Origin of the sequence: Desulfatiglans sp. (assembly GCA_012513605.1) — a bacterium.
Classification (GTDB): Bacteria; Desulfobacterota; DSM-4660; order Desulfatiglandales; family HGW-15; genus JAAZBV01.
In genome coordinates, this window is sequence record JAAZBV010000137.1 from 1 (window position 1) to 14,825 (window position 14,825).

12 protein-coding genes are annotated in these 14,825 nt (G+C 46.5%); 6 read left to right on the forward strand and 6 right to left on the reverse strand.

Features of this window, described 5'->3' with window-relative positions; all coding sequences use genetic code 11:
- Positions 1 to 83: 83 nt before the first annotated feature.
- From GX654_18770 to GX654_18795, 6 genes are all read right to left on the reverse strand, one after another.
- On the reverse strand, positions 84 to 1,151 hold the full coding sequence (locus tag GX654_18770; GenBank protein NLD38907.1) for a hypothetical protein: 1,068 nt from the start codon (positions 1,149 to 1,151) through the stop codon (positions 84 to 86).
- Positions 1,152 to 1,153: 2 nt separating this feature from the next.
- Positions 1,154 to 2,557 (reverse strand): PQQ-binding-like beta-propeller repeat protein, encoded by a 1,404-nt coding sequence (locus tag GX654_18775; protein NLD38908.1) that lies wholly within the window; start codon positions 2,555 to 2,557, stop codon positions 1,154 to 1,156.
- A 125-nt stretch (positions 2,558 to 2,682) separates the two neighbouring features.
- Entirely contained in the window at positions 2,683 to 5,994 is a 3,312-nt protein-coding gene (locus GX654_18780) for a hypothetical protein (protein NLD38909.1), read from the reverse strand.
- 21 nt (positions 5,995 to 6,015) lie between these two features.
- Positions 6,016 to 6,711, reverse strand: a complete 696-nt coding sequence (locus tag GX654_18785) for an ABC transporter ATP-binding protein (GenBank protein ID NLD38910.1) — start codon at positions 6,709 to 6,711, stop codon at positions 6,016 to 6,018.
- A 27-nt stretch (positions 6,712 to 6,738) separates the two neighbouring features.
- Complete coding sequence (locus GX654_18790) at positions 6,739 to 8,037, reverse strand: glycosyltransferase family 4 protein (protein NLD38911.1); 1,299 nt, start codon at positions 8,035 to 8,037, stop codon at positions 6,739 to 6,741.
- Positions 8,034 to 9,227 carry a PQQ-binding-like beta-propeller repeat protein gene (locus GX654_18795; GenBank protein ID NLD38912.1) on the reverse strand — a complete coding sequence of 398 codons (1,194 nt, stop codon included), beginning with the start codon at positions 9,225 to 9,227 and terminating at the stop codon, positions 8,034 to 8,036. Before GX654_18795 ends, GX654_18790 begins: the two co-directional genes overlap by 4 nt.
- Positions 9,228 to 9,455: 228 nt before the next feature.
- On the opposite strand from GX654_18795, the gene GX654_18800 reads away from it, so the two are divergent.
- From GX654_18800 to mnmA, 6 genes are all read left to right on the forward strand, one after another.
- Positions 9,456 to 10,718, forward strand: coding sequence for a PQQ-binding-like beta-propeller repeat protein (locus tag GX654_18800; GenBank protein ID NLD38913.1), 1,263 nt, complete (start codon positions 9,456 to 9,458; stop codon positions 10,716 to 10,718).
- Between the two features lie 68 nt (positions 10,719 to 10,786).
- Positions 10,787 to 11,419 carry a flavodoxin family protein gene (locus GX654_18805; GenBank protein ID NLD38914.1) on the forward strand — a complete coding sequence of 211 codons (633 nt, stop codon included), beginning with the start codon at positions 10,787 to 10,789 and terminating at the stop codon, positions 11,417 to 11,419.
- A gap of 231 nt (positions 11,420 to 11,650) precedes the next feature.
- A complete protein-coding gene (locus tag GX654_18810) occupies positions 11,651 to 12,091 on the forward strand; it encodes an Rrf2 family transcriptional regulator (GenBank protein ID NLD38915.1) in 441 nt (146 codons plus the stop codon).
- 65 nt (positions 12,092 to 12,156) lie between these two features.
- Complete coding sequence (gene nifS / locus GX654_18815; protein ID NLD38916.1) at positions 12,157 to 13,329, forward strand: cysteine desulfurase NifS; 1,173 nt, start codon at positions 12,157 to 12,159, stop codon at positions 13,327 to 13,329.
- Positions 13,330 to 13,394: 65 nt separating this feature from the next.
- On the forward strand, positions 13,395 to 13,757 hold the full coding sequence (locus GX654_18820; protein NLD38917.1) for an iron-sulfur cluster assembly scaffold protein: 363 nt from the start codon (positions 13,395 to 13,397) through the stop codon (positions 13,755 to 13,757).
- The gene (gene mnmA, locus GX654_18825; protein ID NLD38918.1) at positions 13,754 to 14,818 is read left to right on the forward strand and encodes a tRNA 2-thiouridine(34) synthase MnmA; all 1,065 of its coding nucleotides are present in this window, start codon (positions 13,754 to 13,756) and stop codon (positions 14,816 to 14,818) included. The genes GX654_18820 and mnmA overlap by 4 nt, the downstream gene beginning before the upstream one ends.
- Positions 14,819 to 14,825 lie beyond the last annotated feature (7 nt).

The window sequence follows — 14,825 nt, forward strand, 5'->3', positions numbered from 1 at the left end:
AATATTTGATATCCTCTTTCAGTGGATATTTTATATGGACAACAAAATATATTGTATGTACGATCAATCCTTAACATTAAAATTTATCCTGTCATTTCAATAGATTTTAGCTTGACGCCAATGCGCGAAGGCGGGAATCCATTCTTACTCTCAAAAAACCTCACCACATTTCTTGCCCTGTCCAGTATGCAGAGATGGCCGTCATTGTCTGCCGCAATATCAAAGCCGTACTGCTGCGCCTTCTCCCTCTTTGAGCCGGTGGAAACTGTCACATTTGCAAGCTCTTTTGGCTCTGCAACAAAACCCTTCAGATTGCCTGTGCTGTCATATACCTTTACCCTGGCTGTACCCTTTTCGCAGGTTATGATATCTCCATCATTTAAAATGGTAAAACTCACCGGGTTGCAGCAGGCTGAAAAATTTTCAAGCCTGCTACCGAACTCTCCCCATGAAAACTCAAGGTCACCCATTACTGTATAGGCATCTACCCTGTGCCTCCCGGGGTTTGCCACCCTTAAGAGCCCGTCAGGGGCCATGGCCAGATCAAAATATGGGCCGGGGACTACAAATCCGGGTATATTCCTGTCAGGGTTTTTCCCGCCTATTTTGCGGACAAAGTTCCCTTCCCTGTCATAGCACCAGACAATCCTCTGACCTGCGTCTGCAATAAAGAGGTGCTCATCATCCAGCTCAATACTTGTAATCCAGCTATTATCACCAAGGATTGGCCATTCCGATTTTACATTCCCCTTTTTGTCAGTGATTATGATCCTCTGCTTCAGGGCAATGTAATACCCTGTATCTATTGATATAGCGCAATAGGGGGAGAGGTTCAAATTTATGGTCTCCCTGATTTTCCCGCTGTAATCGATTCTCTTTAAGGCCATGTCGCCTGAAACAATAAAACCGCCTGCCCTGTCCGCTGATACACTGCGTGATTCAGTAAAGCAGGTTGATACAGGGGCCATTATCTCACGGTAAAGTATCATTGCAGGGTCTATCATGGTCATGGAGATAATATCATCTCTTTTCTTTGCTGAGGCTGATACACCGGGGGATAAAGCTATACAGACCAGACCGGCAGCCACAGGGGCCTTGATAATAATATCTTCCAGAAACTCTCGCCTGGTTTTTTTGTTTTGATCATCCATAATTAACCCCCCTTCATTATATCCAGACACCTCATACTGATTAAATCCCTTACAATGAGTCTCCCGGCAACAAAGGCCATTGGGCCCCATGACTCATGCCCGGAAAGAACCCTTGCGCTGGTCAGGGGCTGATAGGCCTCATGGGTTGCCTTTACGGCATTGAGCTGGCCCTCATTATCCATAACAAAAATTATGTCGTTTATTACAGTATATGGCCCAAGCCCGAACTTGTTTGCTGAGGTGCTTGTCCATAATATATTTCCATCAAGGTCCATGCAGACAAGCTGCTGATCAGGCCTTACACCATAGATATGCCCTTTGTAAAATATGGGTGTCTGCTGGTCAGAGCCGAATACCCTTGCATTCAGCCTGTAAAGGGGCTCCGGCACATAATTATCACCCCTCTTTTTTACAGAGAGCATCATGGCCCCTGCATTATATCCCCCGCATAAAAATATACGCTCCCTGTCAATTATTAAAGGTGTGGGCACATTTGCTATATTGATGCGCCACTCAGGGTATGACCATAAAAGCCTTCCATCTTCTGCTGAAACAGCTGTAACGCCTCCGCCGGCACAGTAGACATATGATCTTTCAGTGCCAAGGTCCATCGGGACAATGGATGAATGGGTCATCTTCCACCCACTAGGGTTGGGGGTCTTCCATATTATTTCACCTGTGCGGTAATCCAGGGCCATTAAAAGGGTATCCTTTCCACCCACGCCAAGGATAAGCTTGTCACCATCCACAAGGGGACACTGGCCCGCATACCAGGCCGGCACCTCTGCCCCATCCTCCTGTACAAGATCACGTTTCCACCTTAACTCCCCGGTAATAGCATCAAGGCACACCACATGACACTTGGGGCCGAGTGTGATCACGCTGTCACCAACAATAACCGGGACTGTACGGCTCATACCGTGGTTACGCTTTATCTTTACCCTGTAGAAAAACCTCCATATCTCTCTCCCGTCATCAAGGGAGAGGCAGCGGATAACATCCCCCTCCTTTTCCTGATCATAATCCAGTATATAGACACGGCCATTTGCTACTGCTGCACCTGCATAACCCTCACCAAGGGCTGTTTCCCAGAGCACCTTTGGGGGCGTCTCTTCCCATCTGAGATTGAGCGGCCTTGGCAGATTACTTGAAAGGATTGCGTCCAGATTTGCACCCCTGAAACCGGGCCAGGAGCCCTCTATTTCAGATGGAATGCCATCGGACAGGGTAAGTTCTCCGACAAATGGAAGGGAGATGTCAAATGTTGATATGTTTTCAGGCACAGGCATGCGGATCGATACGCCTGCCCCCCGACCCTCAAGCATGAGCAGGGAAAACAGGGCCGCTCCGCCGGCTGCAATAAGAAAAATCGGGATAAGTTCCATATATTTTGATGTCAGCTTCATTCTGGTTCCATGTTTAATAACAGCTTTATTTTACACCGCAAAGAGGCAAAGGTCGCAACATTAAAATAACTATAAATATTTTTCCCTTTGCGTCCTCTGCGCCTCCGCGGTGGATATTTTCATTTTTACTCATTCCGCAAAGGGGTCAATATATCACCCTTAAGAGCTATCCCTGAGGCAGTCGCCACCCATATAACCCCGCTTAAGCCCGTAAGTATTGCAACCAGTATCAAAAGGCTGGCAGGGAGCTGCCCTGCTGCCGCCTTTAATACCGGTATAACAGAAATTACAGCGCAAATAAACCCTGATATGAGGCCGGCGCCTAAAAGATAGCCATGCTCATAACAGATCAGTATGAAAAGTTTTTTGTTATTGAATCCCACCGCCCTGAGCATGGCAAGCTCTCCCTTTCGCTCAAGAAGATTCCTCACCACAATGAGACCCAGCCCGGCACAGCCAAGTATGAGACCGAGCCCCCCCAGCATGAGGAATATGTTCAGATAGGTATCTTCCATGAGGTCAAAAAGGCGAAGGCGCTCTATGGCCGTTTCAACTGATAGGCCGGCATCCGCCATCCTGTTAGTGAGATGGGCGGATATTTCATCTCTTTTATCATGCGGGGCATCTATCAGCCAGCCCCTGTACCCCTCTGCCTCAGGGAAGAGGTGAGACATGGCCTGTTCAGATATGACAAGCCCCCCCTGCAATATGGAGCCCTTTATCATGCCTGCTATCCGAATTGTTACCTCTTCACCATTGCCGTTGCGATAGATAAGTATATCGCCAATCCTTTTTCCAAGGCCCCAGTATACTGTGGGATAGTCCCCCACCGCAGGTATCACCCTTTCACCCGGATTATATTTGATAATATCCCAGGGCCTTGACCTCAGGCCTTCATCCTCAAGCCCCTGAAAAGTAAAGGCCCCCCTTTCAGCCAGAGCTTCAGGTAAGATACCAAGAAGCCGCGGCCTCTCAACCCTGTTCAGGTTAAGGCAGCTTGCATCATCCCCTTCAAGGAGGCGGATACTGACAAACCGGGCCCCTTCAATTATCCTCTCATTCAGGCCCCATATTTCGCGGCCCGAAAGTGTATCAAGGTCATTAACAACAGCCACAGAAGACTCTGCATAAAGGGTGAATCCCCCTGTTCCAGAGCCCCGAAGCTCAGCGCCAGAATATGAATCCTTTCTGTTTGCACTCACTGACACCACCATAAAGAGACCGCATGCGAGCATTATGATAACTGCCATGCTCCTTCCTGCCCTTCGGGTGCTGTTCCTCAGGGAAAGCGAGTGTAACGAGATGTTAAAGGGTTCAGTACCCTTTCCGGCCATGACCATGAATCTCCATATTAATATCATCGCGGAAACAAGCATAAGTATGCCTGCAATAAAAAAGATAGCTGTAGCCATATCACCTTCACCGGAGAGGCCCGATATAATCAGTATGACCCCTGCCAAAAGGGTAAGGGTAAATAAGAGCCATCCTGCCTTTGCCCTGGGTCTCCTTTCTGCCCCATCTGCTTTATGGTATGCCATAAGGCCGTGTGCGCCTGATTTGATCTGCCTGCTCAATCGCCATGATATGGAGACAAGGGCAATGATAAATCCTGCTAAAAACCCTGTCACAAGAGAAAAAATAGTGGGTGAAAACAGGAGGGTCATGCCTGCTACTGCACCCTGCCAGGCAGTTGAGAGGCCGTATATGACAAGCCATGTATAAAAAAGACTCAGTGCTGCACCGGCCAGAGAGCCTGCCCCCGCAATAAAAAGCCCTTCATATAGATATATCCTTTTAATGCGCTCTACCGGGAAGCCTGTCGCAAGCAGCATGCCTGTCTGACCACTTCTGGATTCAATGCTGAAGCTGAACAAAAGCCATGTAAGTATGATGCCGGATGCAATAAGGAACATGCTCAGCCCGAGAAAAAGCTGCCCGAAATCTGTTCCCCCGCTGCTGGCCTTTATGCCTGCATCATAAACATCCATCACCGAAAGGCCAAATGTTTTAGGGTCAACAGACTGGGTTATCATCCTTTCTATCTCTTCCTTATAAGAAGAGTCCCCCTGAAAACGCACACCGGTAAGGGCGCCATAGCTGTTGGCCCACATGGCCTGACCGGCAGCAAGGGTAATAAATGCCTTTGGTGTGCCACGGTAGGTGTCCCAGTATGTTTCATCCTTATCCCTGATAAGTTCAAGGTCAATCGGAAGGGATGGGTCCCACTCACTGCACCTTTCAGAATCAGATAGCCCCGGTATATGGGGAGTAAGGCCAGGGTCAGCAGCAGGGCTGTTCATGGGTATTATGCTGCATATCCTGAAGGCTTTGTAATGCTCCTTAAGCCTCTGCCACCCGCCCGGTTCATAATAGCCTATCGTGAGTATATCCCCGACTTTAGCGCCCAGGTCATCGGCAAGCCACTGGTTTATTACTATCTCATCATCCTTCATTTCATCAGGAAAGATTTCCCTTAATGCGCCCCTTGAATCAGCAGCAGTCACCATTGAATAGGGTGTAAAGGATTCATTAACCCGCAGTTCATTTACAAAATAGGTCAGGATACTTATGGAATCAGGCTGCGCCAGAACTACCGCCTCTGCAATGGAGTTATCGATAAAGACCCTTGCACTTGAAAGCTCAAGGCCCTTATCTGTTATTGACTTGAGTTCTGCATCTGCATCTGAAAGACGCCATTCATTTTTAAGGGCCTGCTCAATTTTCTCGATAGAGATGTTTACACTGGTATTACTGATTAAAAGCAGGTTTGCCATTGCTTTGCGATTGATCTGCTCCTGAAGCCAGTTAAGCGGAACAAAGAGATTAAGGGGCGCCTCCTGATTTGACTTCAGGCTGAATCTACCGAAATGGCCGTCATCAGCAATACCTGCAACAGGGATACGGATTGATAATGTGTTATCCCTGAATGGCGCAAGCACAAGGTTTCTTGAAATGGATGAGGGTTTATCAAAACGCAGTACCACCTCACCATCATGGGTCTCCTGCATCCTGAGGCGTTCAAACAGGGCGCTGTTGATGAGTGCCGCGCCATCATGAAGCCCTTCAGGCGCATTGCCTTTTAGGGAGAGCTGGAAAAACCTCTCATCAACCCCCAATACATTGATCCGGTTGACACGCACGGCCCCGTCACCCCTCGTAACCATGCCGTTAAGCCTGAGAACAGGCGCGGTTGAAATATCATATCTTTCAAACCTTTCACTTAAGTCCTCACTGAAAAACCTGTCCGGAGGGGCTATTGCCCAGCCTGTGGCGCCAAGCCTGGCATTAAAGGCATGCCTTAGTGTCGCATTTACAGAGTCACCAACTAGAAGGGCGCCTGTCAGGGTTGCTGTTGCAATCGCTGCGGCCAGCACAACAGCAAGGTGCATTTTTCGATAAAACAGAAGACTCCTTATAACAAGCCTGAACAGTGTCATACAAGATACCCCTGACCCATATTATCGCTCATGCTTTGCCTCTTCCACAAGAATACCCTTTTGAATGGTGCAGAGCCTGCCAAACTTTCCGGCCAGGTCAATTGCATGGGTTACCACGACAAGGGTAATCTTTTCACTATTGTTCAAATCATTAAGCAGATCCATTACGCTTTCGGCTGTTTCATGGTCAAGCGACCCTGTGGGTTCATCAGCCAGAAGGAGCCCCGGTGAGTTTATCAATGCCCTGGCCACTGCGGCCCTCTGACGCTGCCCCCCTGACAGTTCACCGGGAAGACGGTTCATGCACTCTGATATGCCGATCCTTTCCATGAGTTCAAGCGCCCTGCCCCTGTATGAGGCGCTCTTACCAGGTTCATGAAAGGCGATTGTAGGGATGAGGATATTCTCAAGCACAGTACAGTGGGGCAAGAGGTGATGCATCTGGAAGACAAACCCTATCTCTTTGTTGCGTACATGGGCCAGCTCTGCCTCGTTTAATGTTGTAAGATCACGGCCATTTAGAATGACCCTGCCTGAGGATGGCCTGTCCAGTGCCCCTGTTATATTGAGGAGCGTGCTCTTGCCGCACCCTGAAGGGCCAAGCACAGCAATGGATTCACCTTTGTTAAGCTTAAGATAAACCGATTGAAGAACAGGCACATATCCCGGAAGACCAGGGGCCCCATAGCCCTTTGTTACCTCAATTAATTCCAGCATTGGTTTTCCTCAATAATAAACTCTGCGCTATGCGCTCCCAACCACCTTTTCAAGAATTCTAATCAGGCTGGCTGATGTCTTTTGTATATCAAAATGCTCCTCTATCCCTTTTTTCCCCTTTTGTCCGATGCTGAATGCCTTATCAGGGTTAATGAGAAGTTGCGTAAGGGCCGCGGCAAATTTTTCAGGTGTATTGGGATCAACAAGTATGCCGCCTCCTGTCAGTTCAAGCATCTCCGGGAATATGCCGATCTTTGGGACTACAACCGGCACCCCTGACGCCTGTGCCTCCAGGGCAAAAAGGCCATATGCGGCCTCTTCCCTTTCAGGTACGCACATTACAGAGAGAGTCTTTAACCATTGTCTGCGCCCCTCGCCTAAAAACTCCGGTATAAATTGAACATCCCCGGCAATGCCTGCCCTCTCCAGTTTTCGTTTCATATCTCTTACAAAGGGTTCATCTGCCTGGTTCTTGCCGCCTGATACCTGTAGCTGGCACCCTTTAAGTTCCGGCTTCTTCTTAAGCAGGATAAAGGCATCAATCAGGGTATCAAGACCTCTCTGGGGGCACATTCGTGAAAGAAATCCTATTGCAGGTTTTGCCGGTATGGTCACAGCCTGCTGATACTCTTTCATATCTATGCCCATATATACTGTATGGAGCCTCTTTTCATTCAGGTTCAATCTCGGAGCAATGCGGTTTGCATAGGCATAACTTACAGAGATGAATGCATCTATCTCATTTGAGCATCTCTGCATGAGCGCCCATGCCTCGCTGCTGTAGGGTTCGCCCAGGCTGTCCACAAATGCCTCTTCATCCTGAAGCAGACATACAAGAGGCGCCTTTAAACGCTCTTTCATGGCAGACGCCAGCCCCCCGATTAAAATATTGGAGAGGATAACCACATCCGGCATCTCCATATCACTCGTAATCCAGTCAATAAGGCGTTCCAGCTCCTTAACCTGATTGCCATTTTCACCCTTAAGCATGGAAATAGTAGTTTCTCCCAGATCCTTTGAGCTGGTCATACCTGCCTTTTTTGAGATCTTTGAAAGCAGTGAACGGTTATCAAACAGACTGTCCAGCCACCTTGGGGTCTTGCGGAACAGGCCCAGCTTCTGCTGCAGGTAGACATTGATGCCTCCATAAAATATGGGGGCATCAATTGCCATCTCAGACGAATCAAGCCTGATGGGCAGGTAAAGGGGCACCATCATTATCTTATGCCCCTGGCTAAAAAGCGTCCTTAAAAGGGCCTGATCTCTCAGGCAGTTCTCGCAGTAAAAATTATCCCCTGACCCTGGTGTTATCTGTATTATTTTCATTTGAAACAATATACCATCCCGTCATCACACCCCGTAACGACCATGCCATTAGCCACGGCAGGGGAAGAGGTTATTGATCTGCCGGTCTCATATGACCAAATCATTTTACCGTCTGTTAACTTTAACATGTATAACCTGCCGTCATCACTGCCTGCGATAACCCTGGTACCAACTATCACAGGAGAGCTGTTTACTGCATCCAGGGTTTTATATGTCCAGCGGGCCATGCCTGTTAATATATCTATACAGTGAATATTCATGTCACCGCCACCGATTACAACTGTGCTGTCTGTAACAGCAGGTGAAGAGATAAAAGGGCTTTTATTAATTTTATAACGCCAGGCTATTTCATGTGTGGCGAGTGACGCCTTTAATAACTCGCCTTCATAATTACCGATAAAAACAAACCCACCCCTTATTGCAGCAGAGGCGGCAATATATGCGCCTGTATCAATCTCGCCTGCCTTTTTACCGTCGGTTAGATTGATAATATGTATAATCGCATCGCATCCGCCAAACACACAGTATTTATCATCTACAGCAGGAGACCCATTTATATAGTTTCCTGTTTCATATTGCCAGACTGCCTTCCCGGCCCGGGCATCAACACAATACAGGATTGAATCGTAACTTCCTGCGAGTATATATAGATTGTTTTCTGCATTCCTGAACCAGTTAACTCCCCCTGTAAGTTTATCTTCTGTACTAAATTTCCAGAGCTCAGCCCCTGTTCCTGAATCGAGAGCATAGAGGGTTCCTGCAAGGGTGCCTATATACACCACTTTATCAATAACTGTAGGAGATGTCTCGACCTCATCATCCAGAAGCCTTGACCAGAGCGGTTTACCTGTTTGAACATCAATAGCATGGATATGTTTATCAGAAGAGCCGATATATACTATATTATTAACAATTGCAGGGGATGATTTAACCCCGCCTCCTGTTTTGAATTTCCATACAGGTTTAAGGCTGTCTGGCAGTTCACCGTTGACATAGCCGGTCTGGGATTGGTTTCCGTGAAACTGAGGCCAATTTCCTTCTGGATTGGCCGGGATAGCCGGGCCAGGCTGTGTAATCTCATCAGGGGTTCTAAGGCTTTGCATACGATGCCTGTTTATGCCCCACACCAGAATGAAACATATAATCACTGCCAATATTGTCCATATTACTGTGCGGGTTATAATGCCCATAGTTAAAACCCTCTAAATCCTGTTTTGGATGATGATCTTCAGAATTATCCCTAAGTTAAGAATTGCAGCTAAAATATTCAACAAAAATCGTATCAGGAGCCCACATAATCGGATTTTATCCTGAATTAAATGAGAAAAGTTTTAAGCCCGAATATTATTGAATAATAAATTATCAATATGGTAAATTACTTCTCAAAAAAATAATGCCTGTTTTTTAAAGGAGCCTGTATGAAAACCATAGTAATGAGTATCTCTATTTTATTTCTTTTAGCCTTTAATCAGACCTCTGAAGCTGACTGGCCCCAGTACCTTGGCCCGAATAGAAATGCAGTATCCGGTGAAAAGGGACTTCTAAGGTCATGGCCAAAGGATGGTCCAAAGGTGCTGTGGACAGTACCTCTTGGCGAAGGGTTTGGCGGTCCGGCAATAAGCGAAGGCAAGGTGTATGTGTATGATAGGGTTGATGATGAGACCAACATACTCCGCTGCCTGGATCTTAATACAGGTAAGGAAGAATGGACCATCGCCAATAATGCGCCAGGGTCGGTCAGCTATGATGGATCAAGGTCAGTGCCTACTATAGACGGTGACATGATTTATATATGTGACCTCTTTGGGAACCTTACCTGTGTTAACAAAAATAGCCGCAAGGCTGTATGGAGTAAAAACATCTGGAAAGGTTTAGGCGGTTCAGATTTTCCTAAATGGGCAATCTCTCAGAACCCGCTGATATACAAGGAAATGCTCATTGTCGCTCCACAAACCCCGACTACAGGGCTCGTGGCCTTTGATAAACAAAATGGGAATATTATCTGGAGAACCCCTGAACTCCCCGGAAATGTCGGGTATGTTTCACCCGCACTTGTAAAAATCAATGGTGAAGAGCATCTGACCATGGTAACTGCCAGCAGTCGTGATGGTTCAACAAAGGGTGCAGTCATAGGGTATAGTCCAATAGACGGAAAACGTCTATGGGTCTATGAAGGCTTTCAGTGTGGTATCCCCGTACCCAATGTTACCCAGGTCAGTGACAACCAACTCTTTATAACCGGCGGATACAGGGCAGGGGGGGCTCTTTTTCAGATAGAAAAAGATGGAGATTCCTATACGGCTAAGGAGATATTAAGTTCAAAAAAGTTTGGCACCCATGTTCACCCGGCTATACTGTATAAAGGCCATCTTTACGGCCACTGCAGTAATAATGAAGTCAGAGACGGTTTCGTGTGTATGGATCTTAAGGGAAATATCAAATGGGAAACCGGAAGAAACCCTGGTTTTGACAAGGGAGGTTTTATCCTGGCAGATGACATGATCATAAGCAGTGACGGCGAAAAAATGCTATATCTTATTGATCCGAATCCAACAGAGTTCAGGGTGCTGGCAAAAGCTGAGTTGCTGGAAACGAAACAGGCCTGGGCACCTTTGGCATTGAGTGATGGAAAACTTGTAATACGGGATCAGAAACAGATGAAATGTGTGGTGGTGAAATAAGGGTTCGAGGGATCAAGTGAAAAGCATCCTGCTTTTTCATTATAAAAAAATATTAAATGGAGAACATCATGAAGGTATTATTAGTTAACGGAAGCCCTACTAAAAATGGATGCACAGACACGGCCCTTACTGAGGTGGCGAATGCCATCAATAATGAAGGCATTGAAACCGAGATATACTGGACTGGTAATAAAGCTATTTCCGGTTGCATTGCCTGCTATAAATGCAGGGAAAAGGGGAAATGTATTATTGATGATGCGGTTAATGATTTTGTGGAGATGGCAGAGGGCGTTGATGGTTTTATATTCGGTTCACCTGTTCATTACGCTGCTGCGGGCGGGGCTATCACGTCGTTTATGGATCGTTCCTTCTTTTCTGCTGCCTTAAGCGGCCGCAGATACTTCTACCTGAAACCTGCTGCCTGTGTTGTCTCTGCCCGCAGGGGAGGCACAACAGCGGCGTTTGACCAGTTGATGAAATACTTTACCATTTCAGAGATGCCGGTCATCTCATCCCGGTACTGGAACATGGTGCATGGTTCAAACCCTGAAGAGGTTAAAAAGGATCTTGAAGGGATGCAGATCATGCGGGTGCTGGGTAAAAACATGGCCTGGTTTTTAAAATGCAAAGAGGCCGGAGAAAAGGCAGGGGTGCCTCTTCCGCAGAGGGAAGATATCATCTTCACTAATTTTATCCGTTAGTGATTTCAGCAATCAGAAATCAGCGGTCAGCCAATTCTTTGTTTTAAAACCTTTTATTGAAAGCTGAAGGCTGGCTGCTTGTATCTAAAAACGACAGTTTTTGGATAGACACCTGGTAATATTAAAAAATTCTCCCCGGTATTTTGTCAGAATCATAATATTACTTGACAAAAATCATCAAAATTATTAATTACTAGTAAAACGATAGGAAAAGTAGATTAAAGGTGTGATATGAAGCTTTCTACAAGAGTAAGGTATGGTGTCAGGCTCATGGTTGAGCTGGCAGAGCGTTATGGTGAGGGACCTGTTTTTTTAAAGGATATTGCATCAGGACAGGGGATATCAGAGAAATATCTGAGCATTATTGTAATCCCCCTCCGCTCGGCAGGGCTGGTTTTTTCTGCAAGGGGCGCAAATGGAGGATATACCCTTTCTCGTGATCCAAAGGCAATTTCACTCAAGGATGTGGTTGATGTGCTTGAGGGGGAGGCCTGCCTGGTTGATTGTGTCAGGGATCCATCAGCCTGTGACAGAAACAGCCATTGTTCAAGCAGGGGGGTATGGCAAAAGGTGGGAGACAGGATTTCTGAGGCATTAAGCGAAGTAACACTTGCTCAAATGGCTGATGATTCACTTGAAAAGAAACAAAAAATGGCCGGTTACGAGATCTGATTTTTTTTCATAATTAAGGCCAGGACGATGGTACAAGAGATATAATATAGTTATGAGGAGATAAAATGAAACAGATATACATGGATTACGCAGCCACAACACCGGTAAGGAAAGAGGTTCTGGATGAAATCCTGCCATTTTTTTCAGAGAATTTTGGCAATCCTTCAAGCCTGCATACCTTTGGGCAGGATGCAAGGTATCCGGTTGAATCAGCCCGTGAGAAGATTGCCTCTGCCATAGGGGCCACCCCGGATGAGATAGTCTTTACCAGCGGGGGCACGGAGAGCAACAATTTTGCTGTAAAGGGTATTGCAAACGCAAGGCAGGATAAGGGAAGGCATATTATTACATCAGCCATAGAGCACCACGCAATCCTTGAGCCCTGTCATTTCCTTGAGAAAAACGGGTTTGAAGTAACCTATCTTCCGGTTGATTCAAAGGGGCTTGTTGACCCGGATGATGTGCTTAAGGCCATTAAAAATGAGACAATACTTATATCAGTCATGCATGCCAATAATGAGATAGGGACAATTCAGCCAATTAAGGAGATAGGCGCTATTGCGCGTGAAAGGGGTATTCTCTTCCACTCGGATGTTGTGCAGACCCTGGGTCGTATGCCCATTAATGTTGATGATTTGAATCTGGACCTTGTGAGCGCCTCAGGTCATAAGATATATGGCCCCAAGGGTGTCGGGTTTATCTATATAAGGAAGGGCACCAGGGTTACCCCCTTTATGCATGGCGGTGAGCAGGAGCGTGGACGCAGGGCATCAACCCATAATGTGCCGGGGATTATCGGTATAGGAAAGGCTGCTGAACTCGCCATGATTGACCTGCACTCTGAGACAGAAAGAATCACAGCTCTGAGAGATAAAATGATCAGTGGAATCCTTGCTAACATAGAGGATTGCCGCCTCAACGGGCACCCTGAAAAGAGGCTTTTTAATAATATACATGTATCCATTGATTATATTGAAGGGGAGTCGCTCCTCCTTTACCTTGATATGGAGGGCATTGCCTGCTCTACCGGGTCGGCATGTTCTTCTGCGAGCCTTGAACCATCCCATGTGCTAACAGCTATCGGGGTGTCACCTGATACTGCATATGGCGCCCTTCGCTTCACACTCGGAAGGCTGGCAACAGAGGAGGATGTGAATTTTGTTATTGATACACTTCCTGGTATTGTTAAAAAACTGAGAGACATGTCACCAGTTTATAAGAATAAGGGCAAGGCATAATATCTAATTGAAATATAGTTCTGAGATGGAGGATTGAGGCGGTGGAGAGATACAGCGAAAAGATTATGGATCATTTTAAAAATCCCAGGAATGTGGGTGAGATGGTAAACCCCAGCGGTGTGGGGAATGCCGGTAACCCGGTATGCGGAGACACTATGCAGCTGCATATTAAGGTTGCTGACAATATCATAATAGATGCAAAGTTTAAAACATTTGGCTGCGGGGCTGCTATTGCCACAAGTTCTATGATGACTGAGCTTATCATCAATAGGACGATTGATGAGGCAATGGCTGTCTCAAATAAAACAGTTGCCGATGCGCTTGGAGGGTTGTCACAGGCCAAGATGCACTGTTCAGTGCTGGCTGAACAGGCATTGGGAAGTGCTATTGATGATTATCACACGCGCAGGAAAGAAGCTGATCTATGAAAAAAGTGCTTGTAGCCATGAGCGGGGGTGTTGATTCCTCTGTAGCCGCCTTTTTACTTAAGCAGGCAGGATATGATGTAACAGGGGTTACCATGTGTCTTGGCATGCAAAAGGAGGAGGGCGAGGCAGCCTGCTGTGGAAAGGATGCAATCGATGATGCAAGGACAGTATGCGATAAAATCAGGATACCCCATCATGTAATCGATTTTGCTGCCATGTTTGAAAGGCATGTGATTGAAAGATTTATAGGTGAATATAATATGGGCAGGACCCCTAATCCTTGTGTTGAGTGTAACGGGTCTTTAAAATTCGGACGCCTGCTTGAGATGACACGTGAGATGGGGTTTGAGTATCTGGCCACAGGTCATTATGCCAGGATCATACAAAATGAAAAGGGTTACAGCCTGATGAAGGCAAAGGATATTACAAAGGATCAGAGCTATTTTTTATACCCAATAAAAAAAGATGATCTTGGAGCCATACTTTTTCCGGTTGGTGACTATCTGAAAAATGATGTGAGGAGAATCGCAGAAGAGGCCAAGCTGGTTGTGGCAGAAAAGGCCGAGAGCCAGGATATATGTTTTATCGGGAAGGGCGGGCTTGAAAAGTTTTTTATTGATAGCGGAGGGCTGGTAAAGCCCGGCCCTATAGTTGATAAGAGCGGAAAAGAGGTCGGCACACATAAGGGGATTGTTTTTTATACCATTGGTCAGCGTCATGGTATGGGTATTTCATCAAAGGTGCCCCTCTATGTTTCAGCCATCAATGCGGAAAAAAATGAGATTGTTGCTGGCACAAGAGAGGATATCTATTCATCATCCCTTTCTGTCGTGGATATAAATATGCTGGTTGATACTATGCCAGAGTCTGGCAGTGGCAAAATAAGGTACCGTAAAAAGGAGTCGCCATGCCATCTTTCATATGTGGATGGGAAGATAGAGGTGGAGTTTGATGGCCCGCAGGAGTCAGTCACCCCAGGTCAATCCTTTGTGTTCTACCAGGGAGATCAGGTGATGGGCGGCGGAATCATCAATGAAGTTATAAAAGGAACAATAAATTAAAGGAGAG